Source organism: Ruegeria sp. G5 (genome assembly GCF_056533365.1).
Window position 1 is genome coordinate 462,615 of record NZ_JBQFOK010000003.1, and the last position, 13,141, is coordinate 475,755.

Below are 13,141 nucleotides of genomic sequence, written 5' to 3' on the forward strand. Positions count from 1 at the left end.
CATCATGACTAAGGAGTAAACTATGAAAAGAAGAACATTTGGCAAGAGCCTGATGGCTGCCACCGCGCTTGCAACTTCGTTTTCGGCCTCAATGGTGCTGGCTGCAGACAACTATGTGATCGGTTTCTCGCAGGTGACCACCGTTGAGCCCTGGCGCGTCCAGTTCAACAAAGACCTGCGCGCCGAAGCGGATCTGCACGACAATGTCGAGCTGATCATCGCAGACGCAAATGACCGGACGGAAAAGCAGGTTGCGGATGTTGAGAACTTTATCCGTCAGGAAGTAGACGCGATCCTGATCTCGCCCAAGGAATCCGCCGGTCTGACCGGTGTGGTCGAGCAGGCAACTGACGCGGGCATCCCCGTCTTTGTTCTGGACCGCAATGTGGACACCGACAAATTCGTTCAGTGGGTCGGCGGAGACAACGAACTGATCGGTCGTGAGGCGGGCAAATTCGCTCTGGAACAGTTGGGTGGCGCAGGGGCTGCCAAAGGAACGATCGTTGAAATCTGGGGCGGCCTAGGCACTCAGGCAGCACATGACCGCGCAAACGGTTTCCACGAAGCCTTTGAAGGCGAAGAAGGCGTGACCTTCCTGCTGGATCAGCAGTCGGGCGACTGGAAGCAGGATCAGGCCTATGACATCATGTCGACCGCCCTGCGCAACTATGAAGACATCACTATGGTTTACGGCCACAATGACCCGATGGCTTATGGTGCTTATCTGGCCGCCAAGGACGCGGGCCGTGCAGATGACATCATGTTCATCGGCGTAGACGCGTTGCCCGGCGAAGGTGTAACCTGGGTCGCCAATGGCGAGCTGTCGGCAACCTTCTTGTACCCAACTCCGGGCGCCGAAGGCCTGCGTCAGGCTCTTAAGCACCTCAAAGGTGAGGAAGTTCCGAAATCTGTTGTGATGGGAACCGAGGCGATCACCTCGGCCAATGCGGACGCTGTTCTTGAAAAGAATGGTCTGAAGTAAACGGGCAAGGCCGGCGATCTTTCTCCTCCCTGTCGGGATGGCTGGCCGAGTACGCAGGGGCTTGCGCCCCTGCTGCTTTTTCTGAGAAAGCTGACGCAAGAGGGTGACTGGATGTCCGAGCAAAAGACGAAACTTCAGAAATACTCGGCCCCTGCGTTGGAAAAGGGGTTGGATATTCTGGAATTCCTGTCTTTATCGGATGTCTCACCCACGCTCTCGCAACTGGCGCAAGGTATCGGGCGATCGAAAAACGAGATCTTCCGCATGATGATTGTTCTGGAAGAGCGAGGCTATATTGAGCGTCAGGAAGGCGATCTGTTCAAGCTGACGGGAAAGCTTGCTTTGCTGGGTGGTGAACGGACGGATAACAGCAAGCTTGCTGAACTGGCTGATCCGTACATGCAGCGCTTGGCCGAAGAGACCGATCTGTCAAACCATCTTTGGGCGCCCGGTAATGCAGGTAAATTGACTGTCATTAACAGCGTGGCATCCCCACAGAATTATGGGGTCAACGTTCAGGTTGGTTATACGAACCAAGTCTATCCAACCTCTGTGGGCGCGTGTTTTCTGTCGGAAATCGACACCGTCGAAGATCGGTTGGCCTATCTGGAAAGGTTGGTGCCAGGTGAAAACCCGGACGCCTTGCACAGTTTTTCAGATCAGGCAGCGCTTTGCGCGCAGCAGGGGATAATCTCGCTCGATAGCCCCGAGAGCAATGCCATCAGTGAAATATCAGCACCTATCCGTCATGTCGCTGGTAAGACGGTTATCGCTGCTTTGACGATCCCGCATTTTTCGGCGGCTTTGATCGATAACCGGCGTGAACTGGTGATTGAAGCATTGAAAACAACCGTTCTTCAATTGCAGGAGAACATTTCGACAAGAATGCCATTGCCTCGTTCCTCGTGGCGCGGTTTGGCCTGAGTTGACCAGGGGTGCGGCGATTTGAAGTCGCCAGCCATCCAATCATCCATAAAGATCACATCCTTCTGAAACGTTAGCGACCAAACTGGTCCAAAGGTGTATTGATCTGTGTGCGCAAATAGTATACCGCGGCATACAAAGAGGATCCGGACGGTCGCCACAGGCCTATTGCTGCCGGTTTGCTCGCTTCGTTAAACGCTTACTCGTCGGGGTCGCCATGAGCCTTTACACAGACTATCTTACTGAAATCGAAACGCGCAAAGAGCAGGGTCTGCACCCCAAGCCAATTGATGATGGTGCGCTGGTCAAAGAGATTGTTGCCCAGATCAAAGATGCCGGCAATCCGCATCGCGAAGGCTCTCTGCAGTTTTTCATCTACAACACCTTGCCCGGCACCACGAGCGCCGCGGGAGAAAAAGCCGCGTTTCTGAAAGAGATCATCTTGGGCGAGGCTGATGTGGCAGAGATCTCGACCGAATTTGCGTTCGAATTGCTTTCACATATGAAAGGTGGCCCTTCGGTTGAGGTTCTGCTGGACCTGGCTCTGGGGGACAATGCGGATATCGCGGCGCAAGCGGCCGAAGTGTTGAAGACTCAGGTCTTTTTGTATGATGCAGATACCGACCGGTTGAAATCAGCCTTTGAGGCAGGAAACCCGATCGCAAAGGACGTTTTGGAAAGCTACGCCAACGCGGAGTTCTTTACCAAATTGCCCGACATTGAAGAAGAAATCAAAGTTGTGACTTACGTCGCAGCCGAAGGTGATATTTCGACCGACCTGTTGTCGCCGGGTAATCAGGCGCACTCGCGCTCGGACCGGGAGTTGCATGGTAAGTGCTTTATCTCGGAAAAGGCACAGCAAGAAATTGAGGCGCTGAAACTGCAGCATCCCGACAAACGCGTAATGCTGATTGCTGAAAAAGGCACCATGGGCGTTGGGTCGTCACGGATGTCAGGGGTGAATAACGTGGCGCTTTGGACGGGTAAGCAAGCCAGCCCCTATGTCCCCTTCGTCAACATCGCCCCGATTGTGGCCGGAACCAACGGCATTTCTCCGATTTTTTTGACCACGGTCGGGGTGACCGGCGGTATCGGGATCGACTTGAAGAACTGGGTGAAAAAGGTGGATTCCGAAGGAAATCCGATCCTGAACAACGATGACAGCCCGATCCTCGAGCAGAAATACTCGGTCGAGACCGGCACGGTTATGACCATCAATACCGCGGACAAAAAGCTGTATGACGCCGACGGAAAGAACGAGTTGGTTGATGTCGCGTCATCCTTCACTCCGCAAAAGCTGGAGTTCATCAAGGCTGGTGGATCCTATGCTATTGTATTCGGTAAGAAACTTCAGACGTTTGCCTCTCAGACCCTCGGTATCGAATTGAAATCGGCCTTTGCACCGTCAAAGGAAATCAGCCACGAAGGTCAGGGCCTTACCGCGGTTGAAAAGATATTCAACCGCAACGCCGTGGGCGTGACAGACGGCAAAGTGCTGCACGCGGGTTCCGATGTGCGGGTCAAGGTGAACATCGTGGGTTCGCAGGACACGACCGGTTTGATGACGTCGCAAGAGCTTGAGGCGATGGCGGCGACAGTGATCTCTCCGACTGTAGATGGGGCGTACCAATCAGGGTGTCACACGGCGTCGGTCTGGGACAAGAAAGCACAGGCGAACATTCCACGTCTGATGTCCTTCATGAACAATTTCGGCCTGATCACGGCGCGCGACCCCAAGGGCGAATATCACGCAATGACGGATGTGATCCACAAGGTTCTGAACGATATTACTGTCGACGACCGGGCGATCATCATCGGCGGTGACTCCCACACCCGTATGTCAAAAGGTGTGGCGTTCGGCGCAGATTCGGGGACCGTCGCACTGGCGCTTGCCACGGGTGAGGCGACGATGCCCATTCCAGAATCCGTCAAGGTGACCTTCAAAGGTAAGATGGCCGATCATATGGACTTCCGCGACGTTGTCCACGCAACGCAGGCCCAGATGCTCAAGCAATTTGGAGACAACGTGTTCCAAGGGCGCATCATCGAAGTTCATATCGGTACCCTACTGGCGGATCAGGCATTTACCTTTACCGACTGGACAGCCGAGATGAAGGCAAAGGCCTCAATCTGTATTTCGCAGGACGAGACGCTTGTGGAATCTCTTGAGATCGCCAAAAGCCGCATTCAGATCATGATCGACAAAGGTATGGAGAATGAGGCCAAGACGCTGCAAGGCCTGATCGACCGTGCGGACGCGCGCATCGCCCAGATTAAGTCGGGTGAAGTTCCCGCGCTGACGCCTGATGACAATGCCAAGTATTTTGCCGAGGTTGTCGTTGATCTGGATGAGATCAATGAGCCGATGATCGCGGACCCGGATGTCAATAACGCAGACGTATCCAAACGGTATACCCATGATACGATCCGCCCGGTTTCTTATTACGGCGGCGACAAGAAGGTTGATCTGGGATTTGTCGGGTCCTGCATGGTTCACAAGGGTGACCTGATCATCGTGTCTCAGATGCTGAAAAACCTCGAAAAGCAAAACGGCAAGGTCGAGTTCAAAGCTCCGCTGGTCGTTGCAGCCCCGACTTACAACATCATTGACGAGTTGAAAGAAGAGGGCGAATGGGACACCTTACAGGAGTATTCGGGCTTTGAGTTCGACGACATGTTCCCAAAGACCGCAGCGCGTACCGAGTACGAAAATATCCTCTACCTCGAGCGTCCCGGTTGCAACCTGTGCATGGGTAATCAGGAAAAAGCAGCCAAAGGCGATACCGTTCTGGCCACGTCTACCAGATTGTTCCAAGGCCGTGTCGTTGAAGACTCTGCCGACAAAAAAGGGGAATCCCTGTTGGCTTCGACGCCTGTGGTTGTTCTGTCTGCCATCCTTGGGCGCACGCCAAACATCGACGAGTACAAATCTGCGGTCGACGGCATTGATCTGACCCGGTTTGCTCCTCCTGTCGAAAAACTGGCAGGCAGCAAGTCTGCGCATTTCTAAACATATCGGGCCGGTCGTCTCGTGGACGCACCGGCCCGATTTAAGGCCCCAACGCAACCGGTTCTGTCTGGCTTCAGTGCAACGAGCCAAGTTGCGTGGTAGATCAAAGGCAGAAGGCCGCCGTGTTGGCGCAATACTTCGTAGCGTTCGGTGAATCGCGGCAAAGTGGATTTTGTCCAAGTTTGTCGGGCACGACCATTCACACCGGTTTTCCTAAGGTGATCCAAGACCTCTCGGGCAGTTGAAAACTGCATCTTTTGGGCCGCTTCGCCCGATGATCTCAAGCTTTGGACCTACGGCATGCACCATGTTTTGGTAGCTCAGTAGTCCCGGGGCCGCTGCGGATGAGCCAATCTGGACCAATTCACGGTACTGTTTTGGGCCAAAACCTGAAATGGCGAGCCATCCACCCGGGCTCAGCGCAAATGCAGCACGGCTTTTTTATATGAAAATGCAGGGTGTTTACACTTATGGGGTCAATCATAGTCAAACAAGCCGGAATCCGCATCTTCGACAAATCGAGCAATTTTGTTGGCGACAGCAGCTTTGGCCTCGGGTGAAACAATCTCGTACCCGCGGTTCAAACAACCTCGAGTGAGCCTTTCATGTGAGGGTGAAAGGCACAGAAATATGTCGTTTCCATCCCTTCGCGGACCTCTATTTCGACGCTCTGGTTTTGCGCCAACTCAAGCGTGTCCCAACCGAACGCATCAGCCGTGGCTGTGTGGGGGGCGATATCGAAATTGGTCCATCTGATCCGATCACCCACCTGCACTGTCAGATGCGATGGCTCGTAAACGAAACGACGTATCGAAACCTCATGCGTGGTTTTCGCTTTCGCAGGTCGTACCTGCAGCGAAAAAGCGGCTGCTGATGCAGCCGCTCCGGTCACGACACCACGACGTGACACCAGCCGGGACATTAATTCAATGCCTCGACCATCATTTCGGCATGGCCTTCATGCGCTTTGAAAATCTCCAAACCCTGAACGAACAGCGCCTTCACCTCGGCATTGTCGATATTTGGGATCATAGCGTTTTCAACCAGATCGTTTACCGCCTGGTGATATGCCAATTCATTCGCAGCGTACGCCTCGTCGAATTCTGCACCACGTAGCTGTGACAGCTTGTTTATGATCTCTTCGGCATTTTCATTCAGTGTTTGGCTGAACGCATTGTCTTGCGCTGTCGCACCAAGCTTTTCCAGCAATCCCAAAGCTGCAGCGTTTACCGCTGTGTGATCGCGGATCATCGTATTGGCAAACTCGTGGATCTCTGGGTTTTCAGAAATTGCCAGCGCCAAATGCGCGTAACGGATATCAATATTGTCGGCAGTATAGGCGATATGCGCGAATTCCAGATCGCTCATGTCCGCGATTTCTTGCGCGGCGGCAGGTGCAGCGAATGCGACGGCGACGACAGCGGCCGTAAAGAGGTGTTTCATTGGGGACACTCCAGTTGGTTTTTGATTGCCACCAGTATCGGCATCTTGGCCGCGAACCACATGCCGGAGCGTTCAAAAACCCGCACAGATCGTCCGAGAGTGCGGACGAACGACAATGAAGTGATGCATGTGGGCGGCTAAACCAACGCGGAAAACGCAAAGCGTTTATTGTGTGGCGGTATCCAACTTTCGATACACAAAGGTGTCAGGCGCACGTGCCGGTTCGTCGTCGAGTATGGCTCGGACCTGTTCGTGATGCGGTGACTTTCGGCACACCGGGTCGGTTGCGGATGCATCGCCGGCCAATGCAAGCGCCTGACAACGGCAGCCTCCGAAATCGATGTCCCGGCGGTCGCAGCTTTGGCAGGGTTCCGGCATCCATTCCGTTCCGCGATAGGCGTTGAAGGCTTCGCTGTCGTACCAGATGTCTTTGAGGCTTGCGTCCAGAACTGTCTGGAAATTCAGGTGCGTCAACGTTTGGGCCGCGTGGCAGGGTAAGACCGTTCCATTGGGCGTTACATTCACACCTGTTGAGGCCCAGCCCCCCATACAGGCCTTGGGAAAATCGGCGTAGTAGTCTGGGGGGACAAAATCGAAGGCCAACACACCCTGCAGCCTTTGCGCGGCTTCAGCCACTTTGTCCTTTACGGCTATTGTCTGTTCGCGCGACGGCAGCAGTGTCGCGCGGTTTTTCAATGCCCAACCATGGAACTGGACGCAGGCCACTTCCAACCGTCTGGCCCCAAGTTCGACAGCCATTTCTATGGTGCGGTCCAGATCGTCCAGATTGTGGCGGTGCATGACAGCGTTCAGGGTCAGCGGAATACCCCGATCACGGATTTCCTTGGCGACGATCATCTTGCGATCGAATCCGCCCCGGTAACCGCCTATGCGGTCGGCCAAATCCGCATTGGTACCTTGCAGCGACAATTGGACGTGATCCAGCCCTGCCTCTTCGAGTTGGTCCAGACGTTTCGGCGTCAATCCTACACCCGAAGTAATGAGGTTGGTGTAAAGCCCAATCTGAGCGGCGTGTTGCGTCAGGTCTTCCAGATCTCTGCGCGAGGCTGGTTCGCCGCCTGATAAGTGCAATTGCAGGATGCCCAGTTCTCGTGCTTGCGAAAATACGTCTTTCCAGACATCCGTGCTCAGTTCCGTATTCTTGCGCTCCAATTCGACCGGATTGCTGCAATACGGGCAGCTGAGTGGGCAGCGATGCGTTAGTTCCGCCAGCATGGCGATAGGGGGCGCAATCGTCATGCGTTCACCATAACGTAAAGGCGACCACGCAATGCCTGCAGAAACTGTTGCACATCTTTTTCGATCACATCAGTCGGTGCACCATAGGTCGTGGCAAGGTCACCAACGATATCGCCGAAGCCAGCCTTGCCGTCGACGCGTGAGAGGATCGCAACGCCTATATCGTCTAACTCGATGACCTTTTCAGGGGCCATCAAAACGGTGCGGTCGCGGACCGTGTCTTTCTCAATGCGAACGCCGCGTGGCAGATAAGGGCGATCTGTATCCGAGAAAGCCAAGCTCATAACATGCCTTCCCCTGGTGTCCATGCACCTGGCGGAACACGGCCAGGTTCCACGTACGCAGACCAAAGGGCGTCTAACTGGGCCCAAAGCACGTTTGTTTTAAAGATCAGCGCCTCGCAGGCCATATCTTCTTTTTCAGCGGTATCGGCATGGTCCAACACCCAGTTCAGCCCATATGCCACGTCTTTTGGCGCTTCGGTCAAACGTTTGCGGAAATAGGACAAGCTGTCGGCATTGGCAAAGTCATAGTGGGCCAACAATCCTTCGATCCGCTGTTCATGGATCTTGGGCGCGAACAGTTCGGTCAGTGAAGACGCAACCGCCTGTAAGAGAGGTTTGTCGCGCACATAGTGGATATAGGCATCCACAGCAAATTGGGTTGCTGGCAACACACCCCGGCCTGACGCGACATAGTCGGGATCCAAACCAACCGCTTCGGCCAGTTTCAACCATCGCCTGATGCCGCCGCCAGAGTCCGTTCCGCCATCGTGATCTTCGATACGAGAACGCCATTCGCGGCGTATTTCAGGATCGGTACAGCGCGACATAAACGCCGCGTCCTTCATCGGGATCGCCGCCTGATAGGCCCAGCGGTTTACGACCCAAGCGCGAACCTGATCGGGCGTGCACTGACCGCTGTGCAAGCGATGATGAAAAGGATGTTTGTCATGATAGCGCTCGTCTCCGATCTGGCGCAAACGAGCTTCCAGAGTTTCGCGCGTCATATCATGATCTCCTGCCCGTCATAGGCGATGCCCCAGCCCGCGTTTTCCACAAACGCGCGTTCGGGCCCATTGGGTTGCAGCATTGGATTTGTGTTATTGATGTGGATGAATGTCTTCGCAGCCTTGAGACCCGCAAGACGTTCAATGGATCCGTCGGGACCGCTTACGGAAATATGGCCCATTCTCTGCCCGGTCTTTACACCTGTGCCAGATCGGATCATCTCATCATCATCCCAAAGCGTGCCGTCAAAGAACAACTGGTCCGCATCGGCCACCTGCGTCAGCAGCTCGGGGGTGACTTGGGCGCAACCGGGAATGTAATAGGCGACCTTGTCGCCAGTGGTCAGGCGTACGCCAACCGTTTGCTCACCAATCAAATCGGTTTCGACAGTGTCACCTTCCATGAACAAAGGCACCTTTCCCGGCACTGCGAAGATGCGGGCCGTCAGGCCGCCCTGCAATTCGAAATCCTGATCAAGGGTAATTCGCGAACGGGATACCTTCTCGCGGTTCACGGCGTCGAAGATGCGATTTTCAGCCAGAACATTCAGAATGTCGCCCGTTGCAAACAATGAAAACGGCGTTTGTTCACGAAGGCTAAGCAGCCCCGCGATATGGTCGATGTCCCCGTTCGTCAGCAAAACTGACGCAACTGGTGTGTCGCGCAGTGTACGAGGGTGAAGTTTGGGATTGTCCAGCATCTGCTGCCGGATATCAGGCGAAGCGTTCAGAACGCTCCATCGCTCGCCATCAGGCGATACTGCCAACGACGATTGACCGGAAGGCGGGATCAGCCCGTTTCGGGCATCCTCGCAATTCCGGCAACCACAATTCCATTGCGGTAATCCACCGCCGGCAGAAGCCCCAAGAACCAGAAAATGCACCTCGGGCCTCCGCTGAGATTAATTGATCAGAACAGGTCGCGCTCGTGCTCGCGGCCTTCGTCCTCGGACGGAGAATACATGTTGATCTCCATGCCGCAATTTACTTCTTTCAGCTTTGGTGTGCTCCAGGTCATAAGATGCCTCCCTTTAATGACTGGCGTTAACATAAAACGTACAAGCCGCGTCAGTTTCGGAAAATGCTGCTTTGGTCGTACGATATTTGGCGTAGTTTCATTCCGATTGTTTGCTGCGTCAACCACCTTGAGGTCGTAGATAGGCTGGCTAGGACTTTTGTCGAATGTTCGCTGGCAAGTCGGAATTATAGTCTCGCGAGCATGCGCGCGATCCTTGCAATGATCCTTTTGGTTCTGGGCAGCCTCATGGCAGTTGCCGAACCATTGCCGCGTGAGCGGATCGAACCTTATGTTCGCGCGCCATTCTCGTTGGGGGAGCTACTGAACGAAAACGGCGTGTACGCTCTGTTGAACTCAGGTGGGATCGAAGCTGGATATGTCTTTGAAACAGAGCCTTTAGCGCCCCTGCCGGGTTTTTCCGGAGCACCGATAAACATGCTGGTCGTCCTTGACCTTGAGGGCCGGTTTCTGGACGTCCAACTGATCGAACACAACGAGCCGATATTTGTATCGGGGTTGGGTCAGGCCCCTTTCCACAAGTACTTTGAGCAGTACGGAGGATTGTCGATTTCGGACTCGATCGTAGTGGGCACACCTTACGGAGATGCTGCATCGGGATCACAGCTTGTTTACCTCGACGGGGTCACTAAGGCGACGGCGAGCGTTCGTATTGCGCACGAATCCGTTATGGGCGCCGCTCTCGCCGTTGCACGCGAAAAGATGCAGGGGTTGGCGACAGCTCCGCCCGCTTTCCCGAAAGCGGATTATGATGAGGCGCTGAGCTGGGATGATTTGGTTGGGCAGGGTATCGCGACCCACAAGGTCATCACGAATGCCGAAGTAGACGCCTTGTTCAAAGATACATTGTGGGAGGACGACGATCCCGAAGCGCAGGACTATCCCGACGAAGCTTATCTTGATCTTTGGGTTGTCGATCTGGGGCCAAAGTCCATCGCGCGCGCCGCATTGTCCGAGGGCAGTTTTGATGAACTCCAGAACTTTCTGGAGATTTCAGATCATGATGAACCGATCCTTTTGATCGAAACCGCTCGTCACGGTCTGGTCAGCGAAGACTTTGTTCGCAACACGGCACCCGATTGGATATCAGCCGAACAAGACGGTTTGCCGGTGGCATTGCGGGATGCAGATCTGCTGGTGGATCTGGCCGATGGGATGCCTGACGGCACGGCGATGATCTTACGCACCGACAGACGGTTGGGTTTTGATCCATCGCGCGAATGGGTTCTGAAAATTCTCGCGGTCCGTGAACATGGGATGTTTCAGCCCGAAACCGGATCTGTGACGTTAGAGGTTTCGCACGCAACCCCCGAGCGGTTTTTCGATCGCCCTGTTCAGATCAAACCGGCTCCTCCCTGGCTAGAAGCGTTGCGAAACCGCCAAGGTGACTTGATTGTCCTTTCAGCGGTTTTAGCTGCAATTTTGGTCGGCTTGGGTTTCCGTATGAATGCGCTGGCTGCCCAACCTTTGTTTACGCCTCTCCGGCTTGGCGTTCTGGCCTTTGTTGTCGGGTTTGTCGGGTGGTGGGGCCAAGGGCAGCTATCTATCGTAACTGCGCTTGGTACTTTGCGCACGGCGCTCGAGGGCGGCAGTTTTGCCTTCCTGCTGTACGATCCCTTTTCGCTGTTGATCTGGGCCGTGACGCTGGTTGGGTTGGTTGCTTGGGGTAGGGGGCTGTTTTGTGGTTGGCTATGCCCGTTTGGTGCGATGCAGGAATTTGCGCACCATATAGGCAAGGCCCTTCGATTGCAGCAGATTGAGCCTTCGGTCGTGTGGGATAATCGGCTGAAATGGCTGAAATACGTCGTTCTCGCCTGGCTAATTGGCGTAGTGTTCATTGCCCCTGACCAGATCGACAAAGCTGCCGAGGTCGAGCCATTCAAAACCGCCGTTACGACCTTCTTTGTCCGCGAATGGTACTATGTCGCTTATGCCGCATTCTGGTTGTTGCTGGGAATGGTTCTGTTCAAAGGGTTTTGCCGTTACGTCTGCCCGCTTGGGGCGCTTCTTGCGATTGGCGGGTTGGTCCGCGGTCATGCCTGGATTGATCGGCGGGCGGAGTGTGGGTCTCCGTGCCAATTGTGCAAAGTCAAATGCAAATACGGCGCGATCAAGAAGACAGGGGAAGTCCAATACGATGAGTGTTTCCAGTGTTTGGATTGCGTTACAATTCATGATGACAACAGCCGCTGCGTGCCTTTGATCATCGCTGCGCGCCGTCAGGCAAGAAAGGTAGCCGCAGAATGATGAATCGCCGGCGCTTTTTGGCTATTTCTGCAGCTTCTCTTGCAACACCTGCAGCAGCGCTGTCACACCGATGGCAAGGATACGCTATGGGGGCGGAGGTCAGCCTTACGTTCAATGGCGATCCTGCTGAAGCAGATCGCGCGATCGCACGCGTTCAGGCCCTGTTGGAACGGTGTGAAGCATTGTTTAGCCTGTACCGCCCTATGTCTGCTGTATCGCAGTTGAATACGCATGGGTTTCTGCTTAACCCCGAGCCTGAGTTTACCGCCGTATTGAAAGCCTGTGATGATATGTTTCGGGTCACCGATGGCCGGTTCGACCCGACTGTTCAGCCGCTATGGGCTGCTGCCGCTACTGGAAAGCGCGACTTGGATGCAGCGCGTGAACAAGTCGGTTGGCACCGCGTTAGTTTGTCGTCAGATCGCGTTACTCTGGGCGAAAATCAGGCTGTGACTTTGAATGGTATCGCGCAAGGCTTCGCGACTGATCTAGTCACGCAGGAATTGCGCCGCTCAGGCTGGACAGAAGTTCTGGTTAATATCGGCGAGTTTTTCGCCTCTGGGCGTCAATGGACGCTTGGCATTTCGGACCCGGTCCATGGGATCGTGAAAACCATCAGGCCCAAAGATCGTGCTGTTGCGACATCCAGCCCCGGAGCAATGCCCTTAGGGGCGGATCATCTGCACATAGTGAACACAAAAGGGGCGCAAAAACCTGCGTGGTCGACCGTCAGTGTCGAAGCATCGGATGCGACCACAGCCGATGCTTTGTCTACAGCTTTTTGCTATGCGACTGCAGATGAAATTACGGAAATGCTGTCCAATGCCCAGGGCAAGCCTTCGGCGATTTGCATCAGCGCAAATGGAAGTGCCACAACGCTAGGGTCGTAACAAAAGCCCCGTTTGTTATACCGGGGCTTTTGAATGATTTAAGCGCAGGCTTGGATTGCGCGTTTAGTCATGACGCTGACGAGATGTGCGCGGTATTCCTTGCTGCCATGCAGGTCGCCGATCATGTTGGCGGGGTTGATACGCAGGTCCATCAGCGCATCGGCGCGGAACTCTGTGTTCAGAGCCTGCTCTGCCTCGGACCAGCGAAAGACGCCATCCTCGCTGGCACCGGTGACGGCAACGCGCACGCCATCTGCGAACCGCGCCAGATAGACGCCGACCAATGCAAACCGAGACGCAGGCTGCAGGAACTTCTGATAGCTCGCCGCCTGCGGCACCG

General features: G+C 54.7%; 12 protein-coding genes and 1 pseudogene. 5 read left to right on the top strand and 8 right to left on the bottom strand.

The features are described 5' to 3' along the window. Window positions 1-22 precede the first annotated feature (22 nt). The 3 genes from ACR0BD_RS08035 (at window position 23) to ACR0BD_RS08045 (ending at window position 4,916) form a co-directional block, all read left to right on the top strand. A complete protein-coding gene (locus ACR0BD_RS08035) occupies window positions 23-982 on the top strand; it encodes a substrate-binding domain-containing protein (RefSeq protein ID WP_480697247.1) in 960 nt (319 codons plus the stop codon). 111 nt (window positions 983-1,093) lie between these two features. After that, on the top strand, window positions 1,094-1,906 hold the full coding sequence (locus tag ACR0BD_RS08040) for an IclR family transcriptional regulator (protein ID WP_480829852.1): 813 nt from the start codon (window positions 1,094-1,096) through the stop codon (window positions 1,904-1,906). 217 nt (window positions 1,907-2,123) lie between these two features. Next, window positions 2,124-4,916 (top strand): bifunctional aconitate hydratase 2/2-methylisocitrate dehydratase, encoded by a 2,793-nt coding sequence (locus ACR0BD_RS08045; RefSeq protein WP_480829854.1) that lies wholly within the window; start codon window positions 2,124-2,126, stop codon window positions 4,914-4,916. Window positions 4,917-5,496: 580 nt separating this feature from the next. On the opposite strand, the gene ACR0BD_RS08050 is transcribed toward ACR0BD_RS08045, so the two are convergent. The 7 genes from ACR0BD_RS08050 to pqqA all read right to left on the bottom strand — a co-directional run bounded on the left by ACR0BD_RS08050 (window position 5,497) and on the right by pqqA (window position 9,646). Further along, complete coding sequence (locus ACR0BD_RS08050; protein ID WP_480829855.1) at window positions 5,497-5,838, bottom strand: cupredoxin domain-containing protein; 342 nt, start codon at window positions 5,836-5,838, stop codon at window positions 5,497-5,499. Then, window positions 5,838-6,359, bottom strand: a complete 522-nt coding sequence (locus ACR0BD_RS08055; RefSeq protein ID WP_480697254.1) for a DUF4142 domain-containing protein — start codon at window positions 6,357-6,359, stop codon at window positions 5,838-5,840. Before ACR0BD_RS08055 ends, ACR0BD_RS08050 begins: the two co-directional genes overlap by 1 nt. 165 nt (window positions 6,360-6,524) lie before the next feature. Further along, window positions 6,525-7,619 (bottom strand): pyrroloquinoline quinone biosynthesis protein PqqE, encoded by a 1,095-nt coding sequence (gene pqqE / locus ACR0BD_RS08060; protein ID WP_480829857.1) that lies wholly within the window; start codon window positions 7,617-7,619, stop codon window positions 6,525-6,527. Next, the gene (gene pqqD / locus ACR0BD_RS08065; protein ID WP_480829859.1) at window positions 7,616-7,903 is read right to left on the bottom strand and encodes a pyrroloquinoline quinone biosynthesis peptide chaperone PqqD; all 288 of its coding nucleotides are present in this window, start codon (window positions 7,901-7,903) and stop codon (window positions 7,616-7,618) included. The genes pqqE and pqqD overlap by 4 nt, the downstream gene beginning before the upstream one ends. Continuing rightward, on the bottom strand, window positions 7,900-8,628 hold the full coding sequence (pqqC, locus tag ACR0BD_RS08070; RefSeq protein WP_480697259.1) for a pyrroloquinoline-quinone synthase PqqC: 729 nt from the start codon (window positions 8,626-8,628) through the stop codon (window positions 7,900-7,902). Before pqqC ends, pqqD begins: the two co-directional genes overlap by 4 nt. Further along, entirely contained in the window at window positions 8,625-9,512 is an 888-nt protein-coding gene (pqqB, locus tag ACR0BD_RS08075) for a pyrroloquinoline quinone biosynthesis protein PqqB (protein WP_480829861.1), read from the bottom strand. Before pqqB ends, pqqC begins: the two co-directional genes overlap by 4 nt. 26 nt (window positions 9,513-9,538) lie before the next feature. Continuing rightward, window positions 9,539-9,646, bottom strand: coding sequence for a pyrroloquinoline quinone precursor peptide PqqA (gene pqqA / locus ACR0BD_RS08080; protein WP_170537497.1), 108 nt, complete (start codon window positions 9,644-9,646; stop codon window positions 9,539-9,541). 201 nt (window positions 9,647-9,847) lie between these two features. Between pqqA and ACR0BD_RS08085 the strand changes: the two genes are divergently transcribed. Both ACR0BD_RS08085 and ACR0BD_RS08090 read left to right on the top strand, forming a co-directional pair. Then, window positions 9,848-11,911, top strand: a complete 2,064-nt coding sequence (locus tag ACR0BD_RS08085; RefSeq protein ID WP_480829863.1) for a 4Fe-4S binding protein — start codon at window positions 9,848-9,850, stop codon at window positions 11,909-11,911. 86 nt (window positions 11,912-11,997) lie between these two features. Further along, on the top strand, window positions 11,998-12,801 hold the full coding sequence (locus ACR0BD_RS08090) for an FAD:protein FMN transferase (protein ID WP_480829864.1): 804 nt from the start codon (window positions 11,998-12,000) through the stop codon (window positions 12,799-12,801). Window positions 12,802-12,839: 38 nt separating this feature from the next. On the opposite strand, the pseudogene ACR0BD_RS08095 reads toward ACR0BD_RS08090, so the two are convergent. Then, window positions 12,840-13,141, bottom strand: a pseudogene (locus tag ACR0BD_RS08095) (FAD binding domain-containing protein); the annotation flags it as partial.

Excerpts from the sequence above, each read along its gene's own strand:
- ACR0BD_RS08040 (WP_480829852.1), top strand. The coding sequence starts at position 1,094 with ATGTCCGAGCAAAAGACGAAACTTCAGAAATACTCGGCCCCTGCGTTG.
- ACR0BD_RS08045 (WP_480829854.1), top strand. The coding sequence starts at position 2,124 with ATGAGCCTTTACACAGACTATCTTACTGAAATCGAAACGCGCAAAGAG.
- ACR0BD_RS08090 (WP_480829864.1), top strand. The coding sequence starts at position 11,998 with ATGGGGGCGGAGGTCAGCCTTACGTTCAATGGCGATCCTGCTGAAGCA.
- ACR0BD_RS08055 (WP_480697254.1), bottom strand. The coding sequence starts at position 6,359 with ATGAAACACCTCTTTACGGCCGCTGTCGTCGCCGTCGCATTCGCTGCA.
- pqqE (WP_480829857.1), bottom strand. The coding sequence starts at position 7,619 with ATGACGATTGCGCCCCCTATCGCCATGCTGGCGGAACTAACGCATCGC.
- ACR0BD_RS08050 (WP_480829855.1), bottom strand. The coding sequence starts at position 5,838 with ATGTCCCGGCTGGTGTCACGTCGTGGTGTCGTGACCGGAGCGGCTGCA.
- pqqD (WP_480829859.1), bottom strand. The coding sequence starts at position 7,903 with ATGAGCTTGGCTTTCTCGGATACAGATCGCCCTTATCTGCCACGCGGC.
- ACR0BD_RS08035 (WP_480697247.1), top strand. The coding sequence starts at position 23 with ATGAAAAGAAGAACATTTGGCAAGAGCCTGATGGCTGCCACCGCGCTT.
- pqqC (WP_480697259.1), bottom strand. The coding sequence starts at position 8,628 with ATGACGCGCGAAACTCTGGAAGCTCGTTTGCGCCAGATCGGAGACGAG.
- pqqA (WP_170537497.1), bottom strand. The coding sequence starts at position 9,646 with ATGACCTGGAGCACACCAAAGCTGAAAGAAGTAAATTGCGGCATGGAG.
- ACR0BD_RS08085 (WP_480829863.1), top strand. The coding sequence starts at position 9,848 with ATGCGCGCGATCCTTGCAATGATCCTTTTGGTTCTGGGCAGCCTCATG.